Source organism: Bifidobacterium cuniculi (genome assembly GCF_000741575.1).
Classification (GTDB): Bacteria; Actinomycetota; Actinomycetes; order Actinomycetales; family Bifidobacteriaceae; genus Bifidobacterium; species Bifidobacterium cuniculi.
In genome coordinates, this window is record NZ_JGYV01000009.1 from 63,709 (window position 1) to 79,906 (window position 16,198).

At 64.0% G+C, this 16,198-nt stretch carries 15 protein-coding genes; 14 read left to right on the forward strand and 1 reads right to left on the reverse strand.

Features of this window, described 5'->3' with window-relative positions; genetic code table 11:
• The first annotated feature begins 32 nt into the window (after positions 1–32).
• The 10 genes from coaD (at position 33) to cysS (ending at position 11,507) form a co-directional block, all read left to right on the forward strand.
• Positions 33–521 (forward strand): pantetheine-phosphate adenylyltransferase, encoded by a 489-nt coding sequence (gene coaD / locus BCUN_RS06090; protein WP_033518548.1) that lies wholly within the window; start codon positions 33–35, stop codon positions 519–521.
• 8 nt (positions 522–529) lie between these two features.
• Positions 530–1,189, forward strand: coding sequence for a hypothetical protein (locus tag BCUN_RS06095; protein WP_051920866.1), 660 nt, complete (start codon positions 530–532; stop codon positions 1,187–1,189).
• Between the two features lie 217 nt (positions 1,190–1,406).
• Positions 1,407–2,027 (forward strand): YceD family protein, encoded by a 621-nt coding sequence (locus BCUN_RS06100; protein WP_033518550.1) that lies wholly within the window; start codon positions 1,407–1,409, stop codon positions 2,025–2,027.
• 271 nt (positions 2,028–2,298) lie between these two features.
• The gene (gene rpmF / locus BCUN_RS06105; protein ID WP_033518552.1) at positions 2,299–2,493 is read left to right on the forward strand and encodes a 50S ribosomal protein L32; all 195 of its coding nucleotides are present in this window, start codon (positions 2,299–2,301) and stop codon (positions 2,491–2,493) included.
• Between the two features lie 265 nt (positions 2,494–2,758).
• A complete protein-coding gene (gene rnc, locus BCUN_RS06110; RefSeq protein ID WP_152598229.1) occupies positions 2,759–3,574 on the forward strand; it encodes a ribonuclease III in 816 nt (271 codons plus the stop codon).
• 367 nt (positions 3,575–3,941) lie between these two features.
• On the forward strand, positions 3,942–5,819 hold the full coding sequence (locus BCUN_RS06115) for an acetolactate synthase large subunit (protein ID WP_420796469.1): 1,878 nt from the start codon (positions 3,942–3,944) through the stop codon (positions 5,817–5,819).
• A gap of 14 nt (positions 5,820–5,833) precedes the next feature.
• On the forward strand, positions 5,834–6,391 hold the full coding sequence (ilvN, locus tag BCUN_RS06120; protein WP_033518695.1) for an acetolactate synthase small subunit: 558 nt from the start codon (positions 5,834–5,836) through the stop codon (positions 6,389–6,391).
• A 310-nt stretch (positions 6,392–6,701) separates the two neighbouring features.
• Complete coding sequence (locus tag BCUN_RS06125) at positions 6,702–7,421, forward strand: type 1 glutamine amidotransferase (protein WP_033518426.1); 720 nt, start codon at positions 6,702–6,704, stop codon at positions 7,419–7,421.
• An 88-nt stretch (positions 7,422–7,509) separates the two neighbouring features.
• A complete protein-coding gene (locus tag BCUN_RS06130; protein WP_033518428.1) occupies positions 7,510–9,537 on the forward strand; it encodes an ABC-F family ATP-binding cassette domain-containing protein in 2,028 nt (675 codons plus the stop codon).
• A 350-nt stretch (positions 9,538–9,887) separates the two neighbouring features.
• Positions 9,888–11,507: a cysteine--tRNA ligase gene (gene cysS / locus BCUN_RS06135; RefSeq protein WP_033518429.1), complete on the forward strand. Its 1,620-nt coding sequence runs from the start codon at positions 9,888–9,890 to the stop codon at positions 11,505–11,507.
• 222 nt (positions 11,508–11,729) lie between these two features.
• Here the strand turns inward: cysS and BCUN_RS06140 are convergent, their stop codons facing one another.
• The gene (locus BCUN_RS06140) at positions 11,730–13,247 is read right to left on the reverse strand and encodes a formate--tetrahydrofolate ligase (protein WP_033517771.1); all 1,518 of its coding nucleotides are present in this window, start codon (positions 13,245–13,247) and stop codon (positions 11,730–11,732) included.
• Positions 13,248–13,405: 158 nt separating this feature from the next.
• Between BCUN_RS06140 and BCUN_RS11420 the strand changes: the two genes are divergently transcribed.
• The 4 genes from BCUN_RS11420 to BCUN_RS06155 all read left to right on the forward strand — a co-directional run bounded on the left by BCUN_RS11420 (position 13,406) and on the right by BCUN_RS06155 (position 16,134).
• Complete coding sequence (locus tag BCUN_RS11420; protein WP_051920867.1) at positions 13,406–13,771, forward strand: helix-turn-helix domain-containing protein; 366 nt, start codon at positions 13,406–13,408, stop codon at positions 13,769–13,771.
• Positions 13,761–14,333 (forward strand): ImmA/IrrE family metallo-endopeptidase, encoded by a 573-nt coding sequence (locus BCUN_RS06150; RefSeq protein WP_051920868.1) that lies wholly within the window; start codon positions 13,761–13,763, stop codon positions 14,331–14,333. Before BCUN_RS11420 ends, BCUN_RS06150 begins: the two co-directional genes overlap by 11 nt.
• Before the next feature lie 154 nt (positions 14,334–14,487).
• On the forward strand, positions 14,488–15,156 hold the full coding sequence (locus tag BCUN_RS11870; RefSeq protein WP_081895579.1) for a DUF4417 domain-containing protein: 669 nt from the start codon (positions 14,488–14,490) through the stop codon (positions 15,154–15,156).
• A 405-nt stretch (positions 15,157–15,561) separates the two neighbouring features.
• The gene (locus BCUN_RS06155; RefSeq protein WP_033517769.1) at positions 15,562–16,134 is read left to right on the forward strand and encodes a hypothetical protein; all 573 of its coding nucleotides are present in this window, start codon (positions 15,562–15,564) and stop codon (positions 16,132–16,134) included.
• The last annotated feature ends 64 nt before the right edge of the window (positions 16,135–16,198 follow it).

Here is a 16,198-nt window from a genome sequence, read left to right on the forward strand (position 1 = left end):
GTCCAGTCGGTCGATTGCGTAGTCTAGTGCACATGACCATTGCAGTTTGCCCCGGATCCTTCGATCCCGTCACCGACGGCCACATCGACGTCATCCGTCGTTGCGCGCGCCTGTTCAGCACCGTGCACGTCGTCGTCGCGGTCAACGCGGCGAAGACGCCCCTCTTCAGTGAGGAAGAGCGCGTCGACATCATCAGTCACGTCCTCGCCGATGCCGGCGTGACGAACGTCATCGTCAGCTCCACCGACGGACTGATCACCGACTATTGCAAGCACGTCGGCGCCACCGTCATCGTCAAGGGACTGCGGCAGAACGGCGACTACGAGGCGGAGCTGGGCATGGCGCTCGTCAACCGCAAGCTCGGCAACGTCGAGACGCTGTTCCTGCCGGCCGACCCGGTGCTCGAGCACGTCTCCAGTTCGGTGGTCAAGGACGTCGCGCGACACGGCGGCGACATCACCGGCATGGTTCCCGACTATGTCGTGGCAAAATTGATAACGGCATTGCGCGCTGAGCGATAGGAGGGCGAATGGCTGCCGAGGAAGCACGCGAGGAACAGGACGGCGCGACCGCCAAGCGTCGCGCCCTGGAGAACATGCCGGACCTGCGCGAGCACCACGGCGCCGAGGAGACCCCGAGCCAGGCGGAGTTTACGACGGTCTACGACACAATCGACCAGATGGAGGCACGTCTCAACGAGGCGAAGGGTACCATGTTCTCCCCCAGCCAGGTGAAGATCGACCGCGACGAGTTCCTCGAGCAGCTCGAGGCGCTCAAGGCAATGCTGCCGATCCAGCTGGAGCGCGCGTCCGCGCTCATGCGGGCGGCGGAACAGCGACTCGAGAGCGCGCAGTCGCAGGCGAACATGATCATCAGCTCGGCGCAGAGCCGCGCGCAGGACATGATCGCGCAGGCCGACGAGCAGGTGAAGTTCCTCACCGGCCAGGAGAACGTCACGCAGCTGGCGCGCGACCGCGCCCGTTCGATCCTCGACAAGGCGCAGGCCAACGCCGACCGCCTCACGCAGGGCGCCGACCGCTACTGCATCGGCGTGATGAACGACCTCATGGAACAGCTGCACAAGGTGGAACGCAACGTGGACGGCGGCATCAAGGTGCTCCAGGACCGTCAACAGGCCGCCGCGGAGGACCTGCCGCACCTGGACGAGGACGACTACCCGCAGAATTGATGCCTCTCAACGGAAATCCCTGTATGCAGGAAAATCGGGAACGGCCATTTTCCAAGGATTTCGCAATTACCTATGGACGCGGACCGCGTTGGGAGATATCTTTTTCGCAGGTATGCCCGAGCATGGGACCCCGCATGCGCGCACTGCGGCATCGGCGGAACCCGCGGATGCGGGGCATCGAGGAGCTGGAGCTCATCAAGGAACTAAGGATGGATTCATGGCACGAGTGACTTATACGGATTGGACGATTCCCGTCGCGCAGATCGGTTCGCGCGCGGGGCAGTCGATGGAGATCGACCGCGAGTTCCCGGCGCCCGGCGGCATCGGCGACCGGATCGTGGGCGTCGACGAGGGCGCGCCGGTGCGGGTGGACGGCCGCTTCGACTCGATCGTGGACGGGCTGATCTTCACCGGCACCGTCCGTGCGCCCATGCATGCCGTGTGCATCCGCTGCGACATCGACCTGGACCGGGACCTCGAGCAGCAGGTCACCGCCTTCTTCCCCTATGAGGACCCGGCGGTCGGCAAGGGCAACGGCAAGGACGGCAAGTCGCAGGACGAGGAGATCGAAGTGCTTGCCGGCGAGGACGAGGCCGAGGACGTCTACCCGCTCATGGACAACGGCGCCTTCGCGGACATCGAGGCGCTCCTGCGCGACACCTTCGTGGACGCCCTTCCCATGCAGCCCCTGTGCCGCCCCGACTGCAAGGGGCTGTGCCCGCAGTGCGGCGAGGACCTCAACGAGCATCCCGAGCACGCGCACCGGCAGGCCGACATCCGCTTCGCCGGCCTGGAGGCCCTCAAGGCGCAGCTGGAGGCCGAGCAGGGCGCCGAGTGACGCATCCCGGAGGGGATGCACGACGCCCGCGCCTGTGACGGCTTCCCGCCCACCCGGCCACAAGCCGCCCGCGGAAGCGCATGGAGGTTTCCGCATGATGCTTCGTCCGGCGTTCCACGCATGAGTCGCGTGGAACGCCAACCCGCGGGCTGCCCGTCCGGCATGCCTCGCCGGGCACCCCTCGACGGCATATGCGCCCTGTCCCGCCCCTCCGTTAGACTTCTGAACGCTTAAGCTCATATATTGTTCGAACGAAACAGAGGAAACGACTATGGCACTGCCAAAGTACAAGATGTCGCGCGCCAACACCCGTTCGCGTCGTGCGAACTGGAAGGCCCAGGCGGCCCAGACCATCACTTGCCCGAGCTGCGGCGCTCCGGCCCTGCCTCACATGGCTTGCCCGAGCTGCGGCGCCTACCGCGGTCGCATGTACCGCGAGGCCGTGCGTTCTTCGCACACCCGCTAAGGTGATGCTTTTCAAGGCATGAACATGGGAACCCTGCCATCGACGGGTGGCAGGGTTCCTTCATATCCGGCGGCAGGCGGCACCGCAGGAGCGCCGAGGCAGGCGCGGGACACCTCCTGATCCGTCGATGGGGATGCCGCCTCGCCGTCATGCACCCCGGGGCGGGCGCGGGGACGCCCAGCCTTGCCCCATCCCATGCTGCCCTGGGCGCTTTCCTCCCCGCAACCCCACTCTCCCGGCCACCTGAGGCACTAGGATGCAAACCATGACATCACGCGAGCACAAGAACGAGCGCAAGAACACGAACAAGACCAGGTCCAGGCGCCACCAAGGCAAGCCGCGGCACGACATCCGCACCGCGGGCGAGGCGCCGCAGGCCGCGACCCAGGAGCTCCTCGACGCCTTGGGCACCACCATCTCCCCCGAGCTGCTGGTGGAGGCCCTCACCCACCGCTCCTTCTCCCATGAGCACCCGGGCGCCCCCAACTACGAGCGCCTGGAGTTCCTCGGCGACGCGGTCCTGGAATTCGTGGTCACGGAGACCCTGTTCCGCGAGCATCCCGACATGACGGAAGGCCAGCTCGCCAAGATACGCGCGAAGGCCGTCTCCGAGGAAGAGCTGAGCCAGGTGGCGCGCGACAAGCTGCACGTGAGTCCCTTCATCCTGCTCGGCCATGGCGAGGCGGCGCAGGGGGGCGCGCAGAAGAGCTCGATCCTGTGCGACATCGTGGAGTCCCTCATCGGCGCCACCTTCCTCGAGCACGGCATCGATGGCGCGCGCGAGTTGATCCACCGGCTCATGGACGGCGCCCTCGACGAAGTGGCCACGGAAGGCCCCGCCCTGGACTGGAAGACCTCGCTGACGGTGAAGGCGCACGAGATGGGCTATGGCGAACCCACCTACCGCATGGCCGTGGGCGGCCCCGACTACGCGCCGGTGTTCACTGCACAGGTCCGGCTCGGCGACTCCCCGGAGATCGTGGGCGTCGGCTCCGGTTCGAGCAAGCGCAAGGCGCAGCTTGCCGCCGCCGAGATGGGCTGGAACCGCCTGGACGAGATCGCGAAGACGGGCATGAAGTAGCGCCAGTTGTCCCCTTCCCCTTGGGTTTAGGGCGGGCACCCGGTCACAGGTGTTTCCTGAATTAGGGCGGGCACCGGGTTGAAGAACAAGAGTTCTTCAACCCGGTGCCCGCCCTAATTCAGGAAACACCTGTGACCGGGTGCCCGCCCTAAACCCAAGGGGAAGGGGACCCACAACCCCAGCGGCACCACCTTCGCTGTCCACGACCGCATTCAGCATGTGGGCACGCACTCGGACTCCCCTGCCGCGTCCAGTAAAGTATGGCAGTACTTTGTGCCGTGCAACCGCACGCACGGCGAGACCAAACAAGACCAAGCGAGAGAGGGATCGAGCAGTGCCACCTACACCCCTTCAAGCATTCAGCGGCGTGAGCAAGGCCACCGCTGACCACCACCGGCCTGTCGAAGGCGAGCGCATGACCGGCGCGCAGGCGCTGGTGCGTTCCCTGGAGGACCTGGGTGTCAAGGACGTCTTCGGCGTACCGGGCGGCGCGATCCTTCCCGTCTACCACGCCATCGACGAGGACACCAAGTTCCGTTTCGTCCTGACCCGCCATGAGCAGGCCGCCGGCCACGCCGCCGAAGGCTACGCGGTGGCGACCGGCGAGGTCGGCGTGTGCATCGTCACCTCCGGCCCGGGCGCGACGAACATGATCACCGCCATCGCCGACGCGAACATGGATTCCATCCCCCTGGTGGTCATCACCGGCCAGGTGGGCGTCGACTCCATCGGCACCGACGCCTTCCAGGAGGCGGACATCGTGGGCGCCACCTACCCCGTGGCGAAGCACTCCTACCTGGTGACCGACGCGCAGGACATCCCGCGCGTGCTCACCGAGGCGCATTACGTGGCGCATTCCGGCCGCCCCGGCCCGGTCGTCGTGGACCTGACGAAGACCGCGCAGAACGGCGAGATGCTGTACAGCTGGCCGCAGCGCATGATCCTACCCGGCTACAACCCCGTGACGCAGGCGCACGGCCGCGTGCTCGAGGACGCCGCGAAGCTCTTCCAGAACTCCTTCCGCCCGGTGCTGTACGTGGGCGGCGGCGCCGTGCGTTCCGACGCCGGCGAACAGATCAAGGCGCTGAGCGAGCTGACGGGCGCGCCGATCGTGATGACGCTGCCCGCGCGCGGCATCGTGCCCGACGACGACCCGGCGGTGCTGGGCATGCTGGGCATGCACGGCACCATCGCCGCGACCGGCGCGGTGCAGCGCTCCGACCTGCTCGTGGCCATCGGCGCACGCTTCGACGACCGCGTCACCGGCAAGCTCGACGCCTTCGCCCCCGGCGCGCGCGTCATCCACATCGACATCGACCCCGCGGAGATCGGCAAGAATCGCCACGCCGACGTGCCGATCGTCGGCGACGTCAAGACGGTCCTCAAGGCACTGCTGCCGAAGATCGAAAAGCAGCATGCGCAGTTCGGCAAGCCGAACCTGACCACCTGGTGGCAGCTACTCAACGGCTGGAAGGAGCAGTATCCGATCCGCTACGAGCAGCCGGACGACGGGTCGCTGGCGCCGCAGTGGGTAGTGCAGGAACTGTCGAAGCAGGCGAGCGACGACACGATCTGGGTATCCGGCGTCGGCCAGCACCAGATGTGGGCGACCCAGCTCATCGAGTTCCACAAGCCCCACCAGTGGATTTCCTCCGGCGGCCTGGGCACGATGGGCTTCGGGCTGCCCGCGGCCATCGGCGCGTCCGTCGGCTCGCAGCGGTATTTCGACGGCAGGAAGCCGGTGTGGCTCATCGACGGCGACGGCTCCTTCCAGATGACCAGTGAGGAGCTCGCCACCGCCTTCCTCGAGGGATGCCCCATCAAGATCGCGCTGCTCAACAACTCCGTCTACGGCATGGTGCGCCAGTGGCAGACGCTGTTCTACGACCGGCATTATTCCGCCACCATCCTGCACGAGGAGGAAAAGACGGGCCTGGTCGGCTGCCCCGACTTCGTCAAGCTCGCCGAGGCCTACGGCTGCGTGGCCATGCGTGCCACCACCGAGGAGGAGGCCATCGAGTGCATCCGCAAGGCGAACGAAATCGACGACCGCCCGGTGCTCATCGACTTCCACGTGTGGAAGGACGCCATGGTGTGGCCGATGGTCGCGGCCGGTGACTCCAACAACAACGTCACCTACATGCCCGGCGTCAAGCCGCTCATGAATGCCGATGCCGGCGCGCCGACCGCCGCCGAGGTGGCCGAGTCGGTCGAGGAAGCCGTCGCCACCGAGGAACAGAACTGAAAGGAGTGCCGCACATGGCCACCAACTACCCTGCGTCCCAGCCGGGTTCCCAGCGTCACACCCTGTCGGTGCTCGTGGAGAACCGCCCCGGCGTGCTCGCGCGCATCGCCGGCCTCTTCGCCCGGCGCGCGTTCAACATCAACTCGCTGTCCGTCTCCCCCACCGAGCGCCCGGACATCTCGCGCGTCACCGTGACCGCGGACGTCGACGAGGTGCCGCTCGAGCAGATCATCAAGCAGCTCAACAAGCTGCTGCATGTGCTCAAGATCGTCGACCTCGACCCGTCGACCACCGTGGAGCGCGAACTGGTGCTCATCAAGGTCGCCGCGAACGAGGAGACGCGCTCCGACGTGCTCGAGATCGTGAACCTGTTCCGCGTGCGCGTCGTGGACGTGAACACGGAGTCGCTGACCATCGAGGCGACCGGCGCCAGCGGCAAGCTGGACGCGCTGCTCGGGCTGCTGGAACATTATGGCATCATCGAGCTGGTGCGTTCCGGTGCCGTCGCCATGACGCGTGGACCGCGTGCCCTGAGCGAGAAGGTGATCGGCTCGGAGATCACCGGACGCTGATTTTCACTTCCGGTGCCGTTGCGGGCCGGGCGCAGGGCTGTGATGGCCCTGTGCCCGGCCCGCGGGTTTATGGTACATGGGTGTGGGTGGGTGGTTGTGCGGTATGACCGGGTCACAACCCAGCGGATATCCGCCTGACATGCAGCCGAAATGGCTCTATCTCGCGGTTATGCGGTATGCCACGGTCACGACTCACATCCGACGGATACGGTGCATGCACGGTGAATCACGAGGAATGCCACCTGCCCGGCACCACTCTTGAAGTGTGCCGGGCCCGGGCTAAGTCGCACCCATTGGCACAATGGTGGGTATGAGCAAACCCGAAGTCCTCATTCTCCAGCATGCAGATTGGGAGAAGCCGGGCCGCATCCAGGCCGAACTCGAAGAGATCGACATGCCCATGCAGGTCCTGCGCATCGCCGACGTCAAGAAACCCGATCTGCCGGACTTCGACGAAGTGGCCGGGTTGGTGCTCATGGGCGGCCCGATGGGCGCCACCGACTTCGACCGCTACCCGGGCCTCAAGGCGGAGGCCAAGCTGGTGCGGGCCTCGATCAGCGTGGGCAAGCCCGTGCTGGGCGTGTGCCTGGGACACCAGATCATCGCGACCGCCCTGGGCGCGAAGCTCAAGCACGGTGAGCCGGAGATCGGCGTCGTGCCGATCAAGCGCGTCGACCGGCACGACTACTTCTCCATGTGGAACAAGGAACTCGACGTCCTGCAGTGGCACAGCGACTGCGTGGGCCTGCCCGAGGGCGCCCAGCTGCTCGCCCGTTCGTCCGCGGCGAAGGTGCAGGCCTTCCGCTTCGGTTCCGCCCTGGGGCTCCAGTTCCATCTCGAGGTGACGCCGCAGCTGCTGGAGGAATGGCTGGAGGAACCGACCATGGTCAGGCAGCTCAAGGACGCCGGCGGCTCGAAATCGCAGCTGCGCGAGCAATACGCCGCCACGCAGCTGCAGCCCCTGGCCGAGCAGGTCTTCTCCGGCTTCGCCGCCCGCTGCCAGTCCTACGCCCGCAGCCTGATGCGGTAGTGTGCTTCCGTATAGAAATTGTTCAGAAAAATGAACAATTTCTATACGGAAGCACCCCACGTCATGCCCGCCACTAGACTTGGACCCCATGCCGACTTATGACATGGGACTGGAGCACGTCTCCCTCGAATTCGCCACCAAGACCATCTTCACCGACGTCACCCAGGGCGTCTTCGAAGGCGACCGCATCGGCATCGTCGGCCGCAACGGCGACGGCAAGTCCACCCTCCTCAGGCTCTTCGACGGCGCGCAGCAGCCGGACAGCGGCAAGGTCCAGCGCCGGGGCGGCCTGACCTTCGGCATCCTCACCCAGCGCGACGAACTCGACGACGACGCCACCCTGCGCCAGGCCGCCCTGGAGGGGCGCGCCGACTACGAGTGGGCCTCCGACCAGACCTCCCGCGAGATCGTCGAGGCGCTCCTGGGCGGCATGAACCTCGACGCCAAGGTCGGCACCCTGTCCGGCGGCCAGCGTCGCCGCGCCGACCTCGCACGCCTCCTGCTCAAGGACTGGGACATCCTCGCCCTCGACGAACCCACCAACCACCTCGACGTCATCACCATCCACTGGCTCGCCGAGCACCTCAAGCACCGCTGGGCCAAGGGCACGGGCGCGCTGTTGCTCGTCACCCACGACCGCTGGTTCCTCGACGAGGTCTGCGAGTCGATGTGGGAGGTCCACGACGGCCAGATCGAGCCCTTCGAGGGCGGCTACTCCGCGTACATGCTCCAGCGCGTCGAACGCGACCGCCAGGCCGACGTGCGCGAGACGAAGCGCCGCAACCTGGCGCGCAAGGAGCTCGCATGGCTCTCCCGCGGCGCCCGCGCACGCTCCACCAAGCAGAAGTTCCACGTCAAGGCCGCGCGCGAGCTCATCGCCGACGTCCCACCGCTGCGCAACAGCGTCGAGCTGAAGCAGATGGCGACGAGTCGCCTGGGCAAGCAGGTCATCGACCTCGTCGACGTCACGCAGATCTACGACCGCGAGCTCGGCAGGACCGCCGACCTCGACCCCGACGTCGACGACCCGCGCCTGGCCTCCGCCTTCGGCGAGGCAGCCGAGGAAATCGCCGCGCAGCACGGACTCGTTTCACGTGAAACAGCCGAGCAGGACGGCCGCACGACCACCGCTGCGCACATCACCGTCTCCGGCCGCGAGATCCTCGACGACGTCACCTGGCTGATCGGCCCCGGCGACCGCTTCGGCATCGTCGGCGCGAACGGCGCCGGCAAGTCGACGCTGCTCAAGATCCTCGACGGCTCGCTCGCCCCCACCCAGGGCCACGTGAACATCGGCAAGACCGTGAAGTTCGCCGTGCTCACCCAGCGGCTCGACGAGCTCGAGAAGCTGGGCAAGTACAAGGTCAAGGAAGTGCTCAGCCGCTACAAGCCGAGCTACGTCGTCGACGGCAAGGAAGTCACGCCCGGCCAGCTCATGGAGCGCCTCGGCTTCTCCGCGGCGCAGCTCATGACGCCGATCCGCGACCTGTCCGGCGGGCAGAAGCGGCGCATGCAGCTGCTGCTGATCCTGCTCGATGAGCCGAACGTGCTCATCCTCGACGAGCCGGGCAACGACCTGGACACCGACATGCTCGCCGTGATGGAGGACCTGCTGGACACCTGGCCGGGCACGCTGATCGTGGTCAGCCACGACCGTTACCTGCTCGAGCGCGTCACCGACCAGCAGTTCGCGCTCATCGCCGGCCAGGTGCGCCACCTGCCCGGCGGCGTGCAGGACTACCTGGACATGGTCGACGAGCTCAAGCGCGGCGGCAACCCGCTGGGAGAGGCGGCCGGCGCGACGGCCGGCGTCGACGCGGCCAGCGGCGAACCGACCGTGTCCGCCGGCGCTGCCGACGACGAGGGCGGCAAGGACGAACCGGTGCGACTGACCGGCAAGGCGTACGCCGATGCCGGCCGCCGCGTCTCCGCGATCGAACGCAAGCTGGCGAAGCTGGGCGACGAGAAGCAGCTGCTCGAGGAGCAGATGGCCGCGCACGACCCCAGCGATTTCGTGGGATTGGCGGACCTGAGCCGTCAGGTGCAGGACATCGACCAAGAGAGCGCCGACCTCGAGGAGGAATGGCTGCTGCTCAGCGAGCAGATGGGCGAGTAAGAAGCGGGTTGCATGCCTCGAGGGCGGCCCCGGGACGCTCTAGAGGCGTCCCGGGCTTATGAGGGGTAGGTTAACGGCACATGGGCCCGAGACCACCCTTGACATTCCGCGGTTTCCAAGCCCCTCTACCCACCCTGTCCCGCTTAACCCACCCCTCATAAGGCGATCGGCCCGCATATGGGCTCCTTCTTCTGACCTTCCGTGCATGAGTTGCCCGAAAGGTCAGGAATGTATCGCCCCTGGCCTGGCATTTCGCGCAACTCATGCATGGAATGCCAGAAGAAGCGCATCCAAACACCGGCCCACCCGCACTGCCCCGCCGTGTCCGCCAATCGCCCTACGCTCGAACCATGACACAGCAGGAAGAAACCCAGTTCCAGGAGACGCTCATGGCCGGCGACGGCGGTGTGCAGAACGCGGCCACGGGCCTGAGGCTCTACGACACCGCCTCGCACGAGGTGTCCCGCTTCGAGCCCGTGCAGCCCGGCAAGGTGGGCATGTACGTGTGCGGCGCGACGGTGCAGAGCTCCCCGCACATCGGCCACATCCGTGCGGGCGTCGCCTTCGACATCATCCGCCGCTGGTTCCTGCGCCTGGGCTACGACGTCACCTTCGTGCGCAACGTGACGGACATCGACGACAAGATCCTCGACAAGGCGTGCGCCGATGGCGAGCAGTGGTGGGCCCGCGCCTACAGGTACGAGCGCGAGTTCACCGAGGCCTACGACGAGCTGGGCGTGATGCCGCCGACCGTCGAGCCGCGCGCGACCGGCCACATCCTCGACATGATCCACCTGGTCGAGCGGATCGTGGACAACGGCCATGCCTACGTGGTGCGCGACGAGGCCGGCGAGCTCACCGGCGACGTCTACTTCGACGTGGCCAGCTGGCCGCACTACGGCGAACTGACCCACCAGAAGCAGGGCTCCGGGGATTCCACGGACGAGGCGGCCGCGGTGGCCGACGCGATGGGACCGAGCGTGGACGCGGCCGGCGAGGACAAGTACAACCCGGTCGACCCCGCGGACCTGAGCGAAGCCAAGCGCGACCCGCGCGATTTCGCTCTGTGGAAGCGTCCCAAGGACACCGACCCGCTCGACGCGCGCTGGATCACGCCCTTCGGCCCCGGACGTCCCGGCTGGCACATCGAATGCTCCGCGATGAGCTACCGCTACCTCGACGGCATGTTCGACATCCACGGCGGCGGCCTGGACCTGCGCTTCCCCCACCATGAGAACGAGATGGCGCAGACGCGTGCCGCCGGCTACGAGACCGCGCGCCGCTGGATGCATTCCGCCTGGGTGACCGACAAGGGCGAGAAGATGAGCAAGTCGCTGGGCAACGGCCTGTCCGTGCCGGCCGTGCTCGCCGACCACTCTGCCTGGGTGGTGCGTTATGCCCTAGGCAGCGTGCAGTACCGCTCGATGCTTGAGTGGAGCGACCAGACACTCGCCGAGGCGCAGGCCGCCTACGAGCGCATCGTCAACTTCATCTCCCACGCCGCCGAGACGCTCGGCGAGCAGCCCGACCGCGAGGAAATCGCCGCCGTGATGGCCGATGCCCTGCCCGTCGACTTCGTGGCCGCCATGAACGAGGACATCAACGTGTCGCGCGCCCTGGCCGCCGTGTTCACGCAGGTGCGCGCCGGCAACACGCTGATGGCGCAGCCCGTGCCCGACGACGACGCGCGTGCCCGGCTGCGTGGATCCCTGGTGGCCGTGCGCGCGATGCTCGACACCCTGGGACTCGACCCGCTTGCCGATCCGTGGGTTGACGGCGGCGACGACCGCGGTGGCGAGGCCGCCGAGCATAAGGCCCTGTCCGTGCTGGTCGACGCCCAGCTGGCCGCCCGCGCCGAGGCCCGCAAGGAGAGGGACTTCACCGCTGCCGACGCAATCCGCGACGAACTGGCTGCCGCCGGCATCACGATCGAGGACACCCCGGCGGGCAGTACGTGGAGCGTGGCGTAGTCGTTGGGGTCTTTCCCGAATTAAAGCGGGCACTCGGACGGGGGTGAAACGCGAATTAAAGCGGGCACCGGGTTGAAGAACCGCGAGTTCTTCAACCCGGTGCCCGCTTTAATTCACGGTTCGCGCCCGACCGGGTGCCCGCTTTAAGTGCGGAACCGACCGCATCCGGGTGCCCGCTTTACGCACGAAAGACACACGAAACGAACACGACCTAGGAAAAGGTCACACAATCTTCGGCATCGGGGTCGTCAGGCTCGTGGTCAGGTTCACATGCACCAGCCCGGCGCCGGAATGCACGTCCACCTTCTTCAAGGTCACGGTGCGCTCGTCGGCCGGTGCGGTGTCGTCGTCGGTCATCGTCGCCGGGGACTTCACGGCCACCAGCGCGAGGTCGTCGAGGTCCATGCCGGCGTCGGCGGCCAGCTGGCGCGCTGCGGCCAGCGACTCCTCGAAGCCCGCCTTGGCGACCACGCGCTCGGCGGGCACGCCGTAGGCGTTCTCGCACACCCAGCGCACGGTCTCCAGCAGGTCGTCGCCCTTGTGGGAGGCGGGCTGGGTGGGCAGTCCCTCGGCGGACACGGCGTCGACGAAGGCGTCGAGCTGGGGCACCAGCGCGTCGCCGCCGTCGCGGAACAGGTTGCCGACGATCGGCTCGCGGAAGCCCAGCTCCTTGGCCGTCTCGCGCAGTGCCGGCACCTGGTCGTCCTCGCCCTCCCACAGGTTGATCAGCGGGAAGGTCGGGATGCCCAGGCCCTCCAGGCGCTCGACATGGAAGGGGTAGCGCCACTGCAGTGCCGGGTCGTCGCGCCAGGTGGAGGCGCGCGTCACCACGACCGCCGCGCTCGGCCACTGCGCGCCGTACTCGCGGCAGGCGATGTCGAGCCACTTCTGCGCACCCGCGTCGGCGCCGTAGCCGGCCTCGACGATGACCACGTCATGCTCGGCGCAGGCCATCTCCACGGACACCAGCGAGGGGATGCCGATGGACACGTTCGCGAAGGGGCCGCCGTGCACGTACACGGGCGAACCGTTCACCGTCTCGGTGCGCGCCGGCTTGACGGCGTCCGCGAGGATGTTCGTGATGCGCCACAGGTCGATGAACTCGCCGAAGGTCACGGCCTTGCCGTCCTTCGTGCCGGCGATCATCTTCGCCACGCGCTCGCCGATCTCGTCCATGGAGCGCGACAGCACCACGATCTGCATGAGCTCGCAGGTCGGGGTGAGCACGGTCTTCTCGCGCACGTCGTTCTTGCCGGCGTCCACCACCACGGAACGCAGGGAGCGGCTCGGCACTTCGGAGACGCGTGGCACGAGCACCTCGTCGAGCAGGCCGTCGTCCACCGCCTTCTCGGCGAAGGAGGCGAGCAGGTTCTGCGCGGCCTCGATGGAGCCCATCTCTCCGCACAGGCCCCAGTCGATCAGCTCGGGGTGGGTCAGGGACGCCTTGCCGCCGCCGGAGGCGCCGCCCTTGGAACCTGCCGCGGTGATGCCCATGCTCGGTTGGCGCAGCACGGCCGCCGCGTCGATGCCGCGCGCGTTGAGCGCGTCGATGAGCGCGATGGTGGTGGTGGTCTTGCCTTCGCCGCGCGACGCCTTGAGCGGCGTGTCCGCGGTGACGAGCACGACCTTGCCTGCCTTGCGCGGCCGGTTCGGGTTCTGCTTCAACTGCTCGAGATATCCGAAGGCGTCGATCTTGTCGACGAGTCCGTACGGCTTGGTGAATTCCTCGATTGAGCTCACTGGATGGGGTCCTTCCATGGAGGGGATGATGCAACAGTTATGAACTTAGCAGCCGCCATAGCGCCACAACAGCGCATGTACCAAATCCCGCACATTGCCAATCAAACTTGACAATCGTTTAATTATCATTATATATTTGTCAAGACGAAAGGAGCAAGATGACCGGACACACTCTTACGTTAGGGAAAAGAATCAGAAAGCTCATGACCGAACAAGGACGTACCCAAAAGCAAATTGCGGAACTTGTGGATATCACAGAAGCTACGATGTCGCGATACGTCAACGACGAGCGCATGCCGAGCGCCGACATCCTAGCCGACATTGCCACCGCCCTCCACACAAACAGCGATGCTCTTCTGGGACGGACACGCGATACTAATCTGTCCCTACCCGAAGCAGTAACCTTAGTTGCGCGCAATGCATCTTATCTCACCAACGAGCAAAAGCGCGCAGTCATTACCGCATTACTCGGCATTGAACACCAACAAGCAGAACAAGAAGAAGGGAGCAAGCATGAGCCGTGACGTAAATAAAGTGTTGCCTTCCTGGCGATATCAAGAGTTGGAAGAATCTGCCGTTGATCTTTTGGAAAGTGTACCCATATTGCATCTGCCCATCAGCGGCTTCGAGATGGCACAAAGAATGGGTGTAGCAGTAATTCCCTATAGCGAGTGCGGCCACAAGAAGATGAAGTATATGTTCGCCTGCAGTCACGATGCCTTTCTGTTGACCGATGCAACAGAAACGTCCACTATCTACTACAACGATTCCATGCCTTACGAACGCGTAAACTTCAGTTTACTACACGAACTATGCCACTATTGGCTCAAGCATCAGGAACATTCGCGACTGTCGGAACTGGAAGCCAACTTCATGACTGGCTACCTTCAGGCCCCTCCTTTGTTTATCGAACTGGTCTCCCCGATTTCAGTGCCGACGCTTGCTTCTCTGTGCCAGATCAGCGAAGAAGCTGCAAGACACCGGATAGAACGCCATGAGAAATGGAGAAAGCATTTATTACGGAACCAAATGGGACTGGCACCCCACGAAAAACGTCTACTCGCTTTGCTCGTCAAGCAAGCATAAAACAAAGAGGGAGATCCCGAAACACTGGTCGTGTATCAAAATCTCCCATCCGGAGGATGCGAGACATCCTACCTAGTCGCATTTGTATTATGAATCGACCTCCGGATAACGCGAATTCAGAAGCAACCACACTACTTCCTTGAAGGAGGTCTTAATGACATTATCACCGCAGTCCATGCGCGCAGGTTGGCGCGACGTATTCCATGCCCGGCTCTTGTCAGGCGCCCAATATGCAAGCTCCCACGAACTCCCATGGGTCGAACCTTCCACCATGGTGCCGAAACGACTTATCCCCTACTCACAGGCGAAGCACACCGATGATTTCAACCAATGGGTGTGTTTCTATGAGGATGACCATAAATTCATCGCCGACGTATGGAGAAATCCCTCGCGAGCACTGCAGATAGTGAGACGCTTTGAAGGCGCCATCTCACCAGACTTTTCCATGTATCGCGATATGCCACTCATTCTACAAGAATATGCTGTATTCATGAACCGGGCAACGGAATATTATTGGCAAAAGAATGGCGTTCAGGTGATTCCTAATGTCAGATGGGGCGATCAACGGACACACGAAATTGCCTGTGCCGGCATTCCTCGATGCTCGACGATAGCAATAGGCTCTTACGGGGCGCTCCGCGATCGTTCCAATCGGCAATACCTTCTCGCTGGCGTCTCATATGTTGCCAAGACGCTGCAACCCGAGAAGGTAATCGTATATGGAGGAACTCCACCAGCCATGGTCGAATCTTTTACCAGCGTTGGCGCACAAATAGTACGTATCGCCACCGCTGCGGAGAATGCGCATAAAAAGGCGGCATGACATGGGGCAGGGACATTCAGGAGCTTTCCAAGGTACATCTGGCGCTGAAGAGAATCCTACGGAAACGAGCGTCGACGCAAATGCAATGCGCATGGCTGCTACTTATCCTCTTTCTCCAGGAGGTTATTTCGGAAGGAAAGGAACCGGCCGCGTACGTGTCATAGATTGCGATGATGTCTATGCCGCATCCGCTTCATTCTTCACGTCCATAGCTAGGGGCGGTCTCTCTCAACAATTCACCAATGCAAAGAACCAGGTAGTGAAACGTGCCATTTTATCAGATGGCACACGAATCATTTACCGAACCATTACCAGTAGCGCCAACAGCCCAGCTGTGGAGATTACGGTGTCCTCGCCGTCAAGGGTGAGGACACAAAAAATACATTTTGTGCGGAAGGACACATTATGGTAAACATCCAACTGACAGACACGAGCTTAGAGGCTCTTGATTCCCTGATAGGGGATACGTTCGTTTCCTTCGAATGTGAGGGTCTCCACCAAGACGGTACCTACGGATACCTGCTGCTTCAAACCAATCGTCACCGCCTTCAGATCTCAAACATTCAGCAGGAACTGCCGGGTTTTGATATGTTCGGAGACTTTCCGCTCCTAACATGCAACATGTTGAAAGACCATGAGTCATTTGCACCGTTCAAGGAACAACCCCTAAAGAAATATCCTTTATACGGCACCATTACCGATGTCGATGTCATCAATGACCACATTCAAGTACCCGACACGCCTCAGCCCATCTGTCGAACGGAAGCAATTGACTTTCACACCGATGACGGTTCCGTAATCGTGAGGGTAGGTCCATTGTTCAGCGAAGACCTTTTCATCACAATCAATGATGACGGCACGTCGATTCCCACCCCCACGACAATTGCAGATGAGTGGAAAGAGTATCCAAGGGACCAAGTCAAAGTCCAGCGTGTCACCAGCTCCATAAGCAGTGTGACCGACAGCAAGAAAGCGTGATTCTCCAGTTGCACACCGAAGTGGGTTTGAGATCGGCCCTCATGCCTTCTCCTGATTGGCGTGA

Excerpts from the sequence above, each read along its gene's own strand:
- rnc (WP_152598229.1), top strand. The coding sequence starts at position 2,759 with ATGACATCACGCGAGCACAAGAACGAGCGCAAGAACACGAACAAGACC.
- BCUN_RS06095 (WP_051920866.1), top strand. The coding sequence starts at position 530 with ATGGCTGCCGAGGAAGCACGCGAGGAACAGGACGGCGCGACCGCCAAG.
- BCUN_RS11870 (WP_081895579.1), top strand. The coding sequence starts at position 14,488 with ATGACATTATCACCGCAGTCCATGCGCGCAGGTTGGCGCGACGTATTC.
- BCUN_RS06100 (WP_033518550.1), top strand. The coding sequence starts at position 1,407 with ATGGCACGAGTGACTTATACGGATTGGACGATTCCCGTCGCGCAGATC.
- BCUN_RS06155 (WP_033517769.1), top strand. The coding sequence starts at position 15,562 with ATGGTAAACATCCAACTGACAGACACGAGCTTAGAGGCTCTTGATTCC.
- BCUN_RS06130 (WP_033518428.1), top strand. The coding sequence starts at position 7,510 with ATGCCGACTTATGACATGGGACTGGAGCACGTCTCCCTCGAATTCGCC.
- rpmF (WP_033518552.1), top strand. The coding sequence starts at position 2,299 with ATGGCACTGCCAAAGTACAAGATGTCGCGCGCCAACACCCGTTCGCGT.
- BCUN_RS06150 (WP_051920868.1), top strand. The coding sequence starts at position 13,761 with ATGAGCCGTGACGTAAATAAAGTGTTGCCTTCCTGGCGATATCAAGAG.
- ilvN (WP_033518695.1), top strand. The coding sequence starts at position 5,834 with ATGGCCACCAACTACCCTGCGTCCCAGCCGGGTTCCCAGCGTCACACC.
- BCUN_RS11420 (WP_051920867.1), top strand. The coding sequence starts at position 13,406 with ATGACCGGACACACTCTTACGTTAGGGAAAAGAATCAGAAAGCTCATG.
- cysS (WP_033518429.1), top strand. The coding sequence starts at position 9,888 with ATGACACAGCAGGAAGAAACCCAGTTCCAGGAGACGCTCATGGCCGGC.
- BCUN_RS06125 (WP_033518426.1), top strand. The coding sequence starts at position 6,702 with ATGAGCAAACCCGAAGTCCTCATTCTCCAGCATGCAGATTGGGAGAAG.
- coaD (WP_033518548.1), top strand. The coding sequence starts at position 33 with ATGACCATTGCAGTTTGCCCCGGATCCTTCGATCCCGTCACCGACGGC.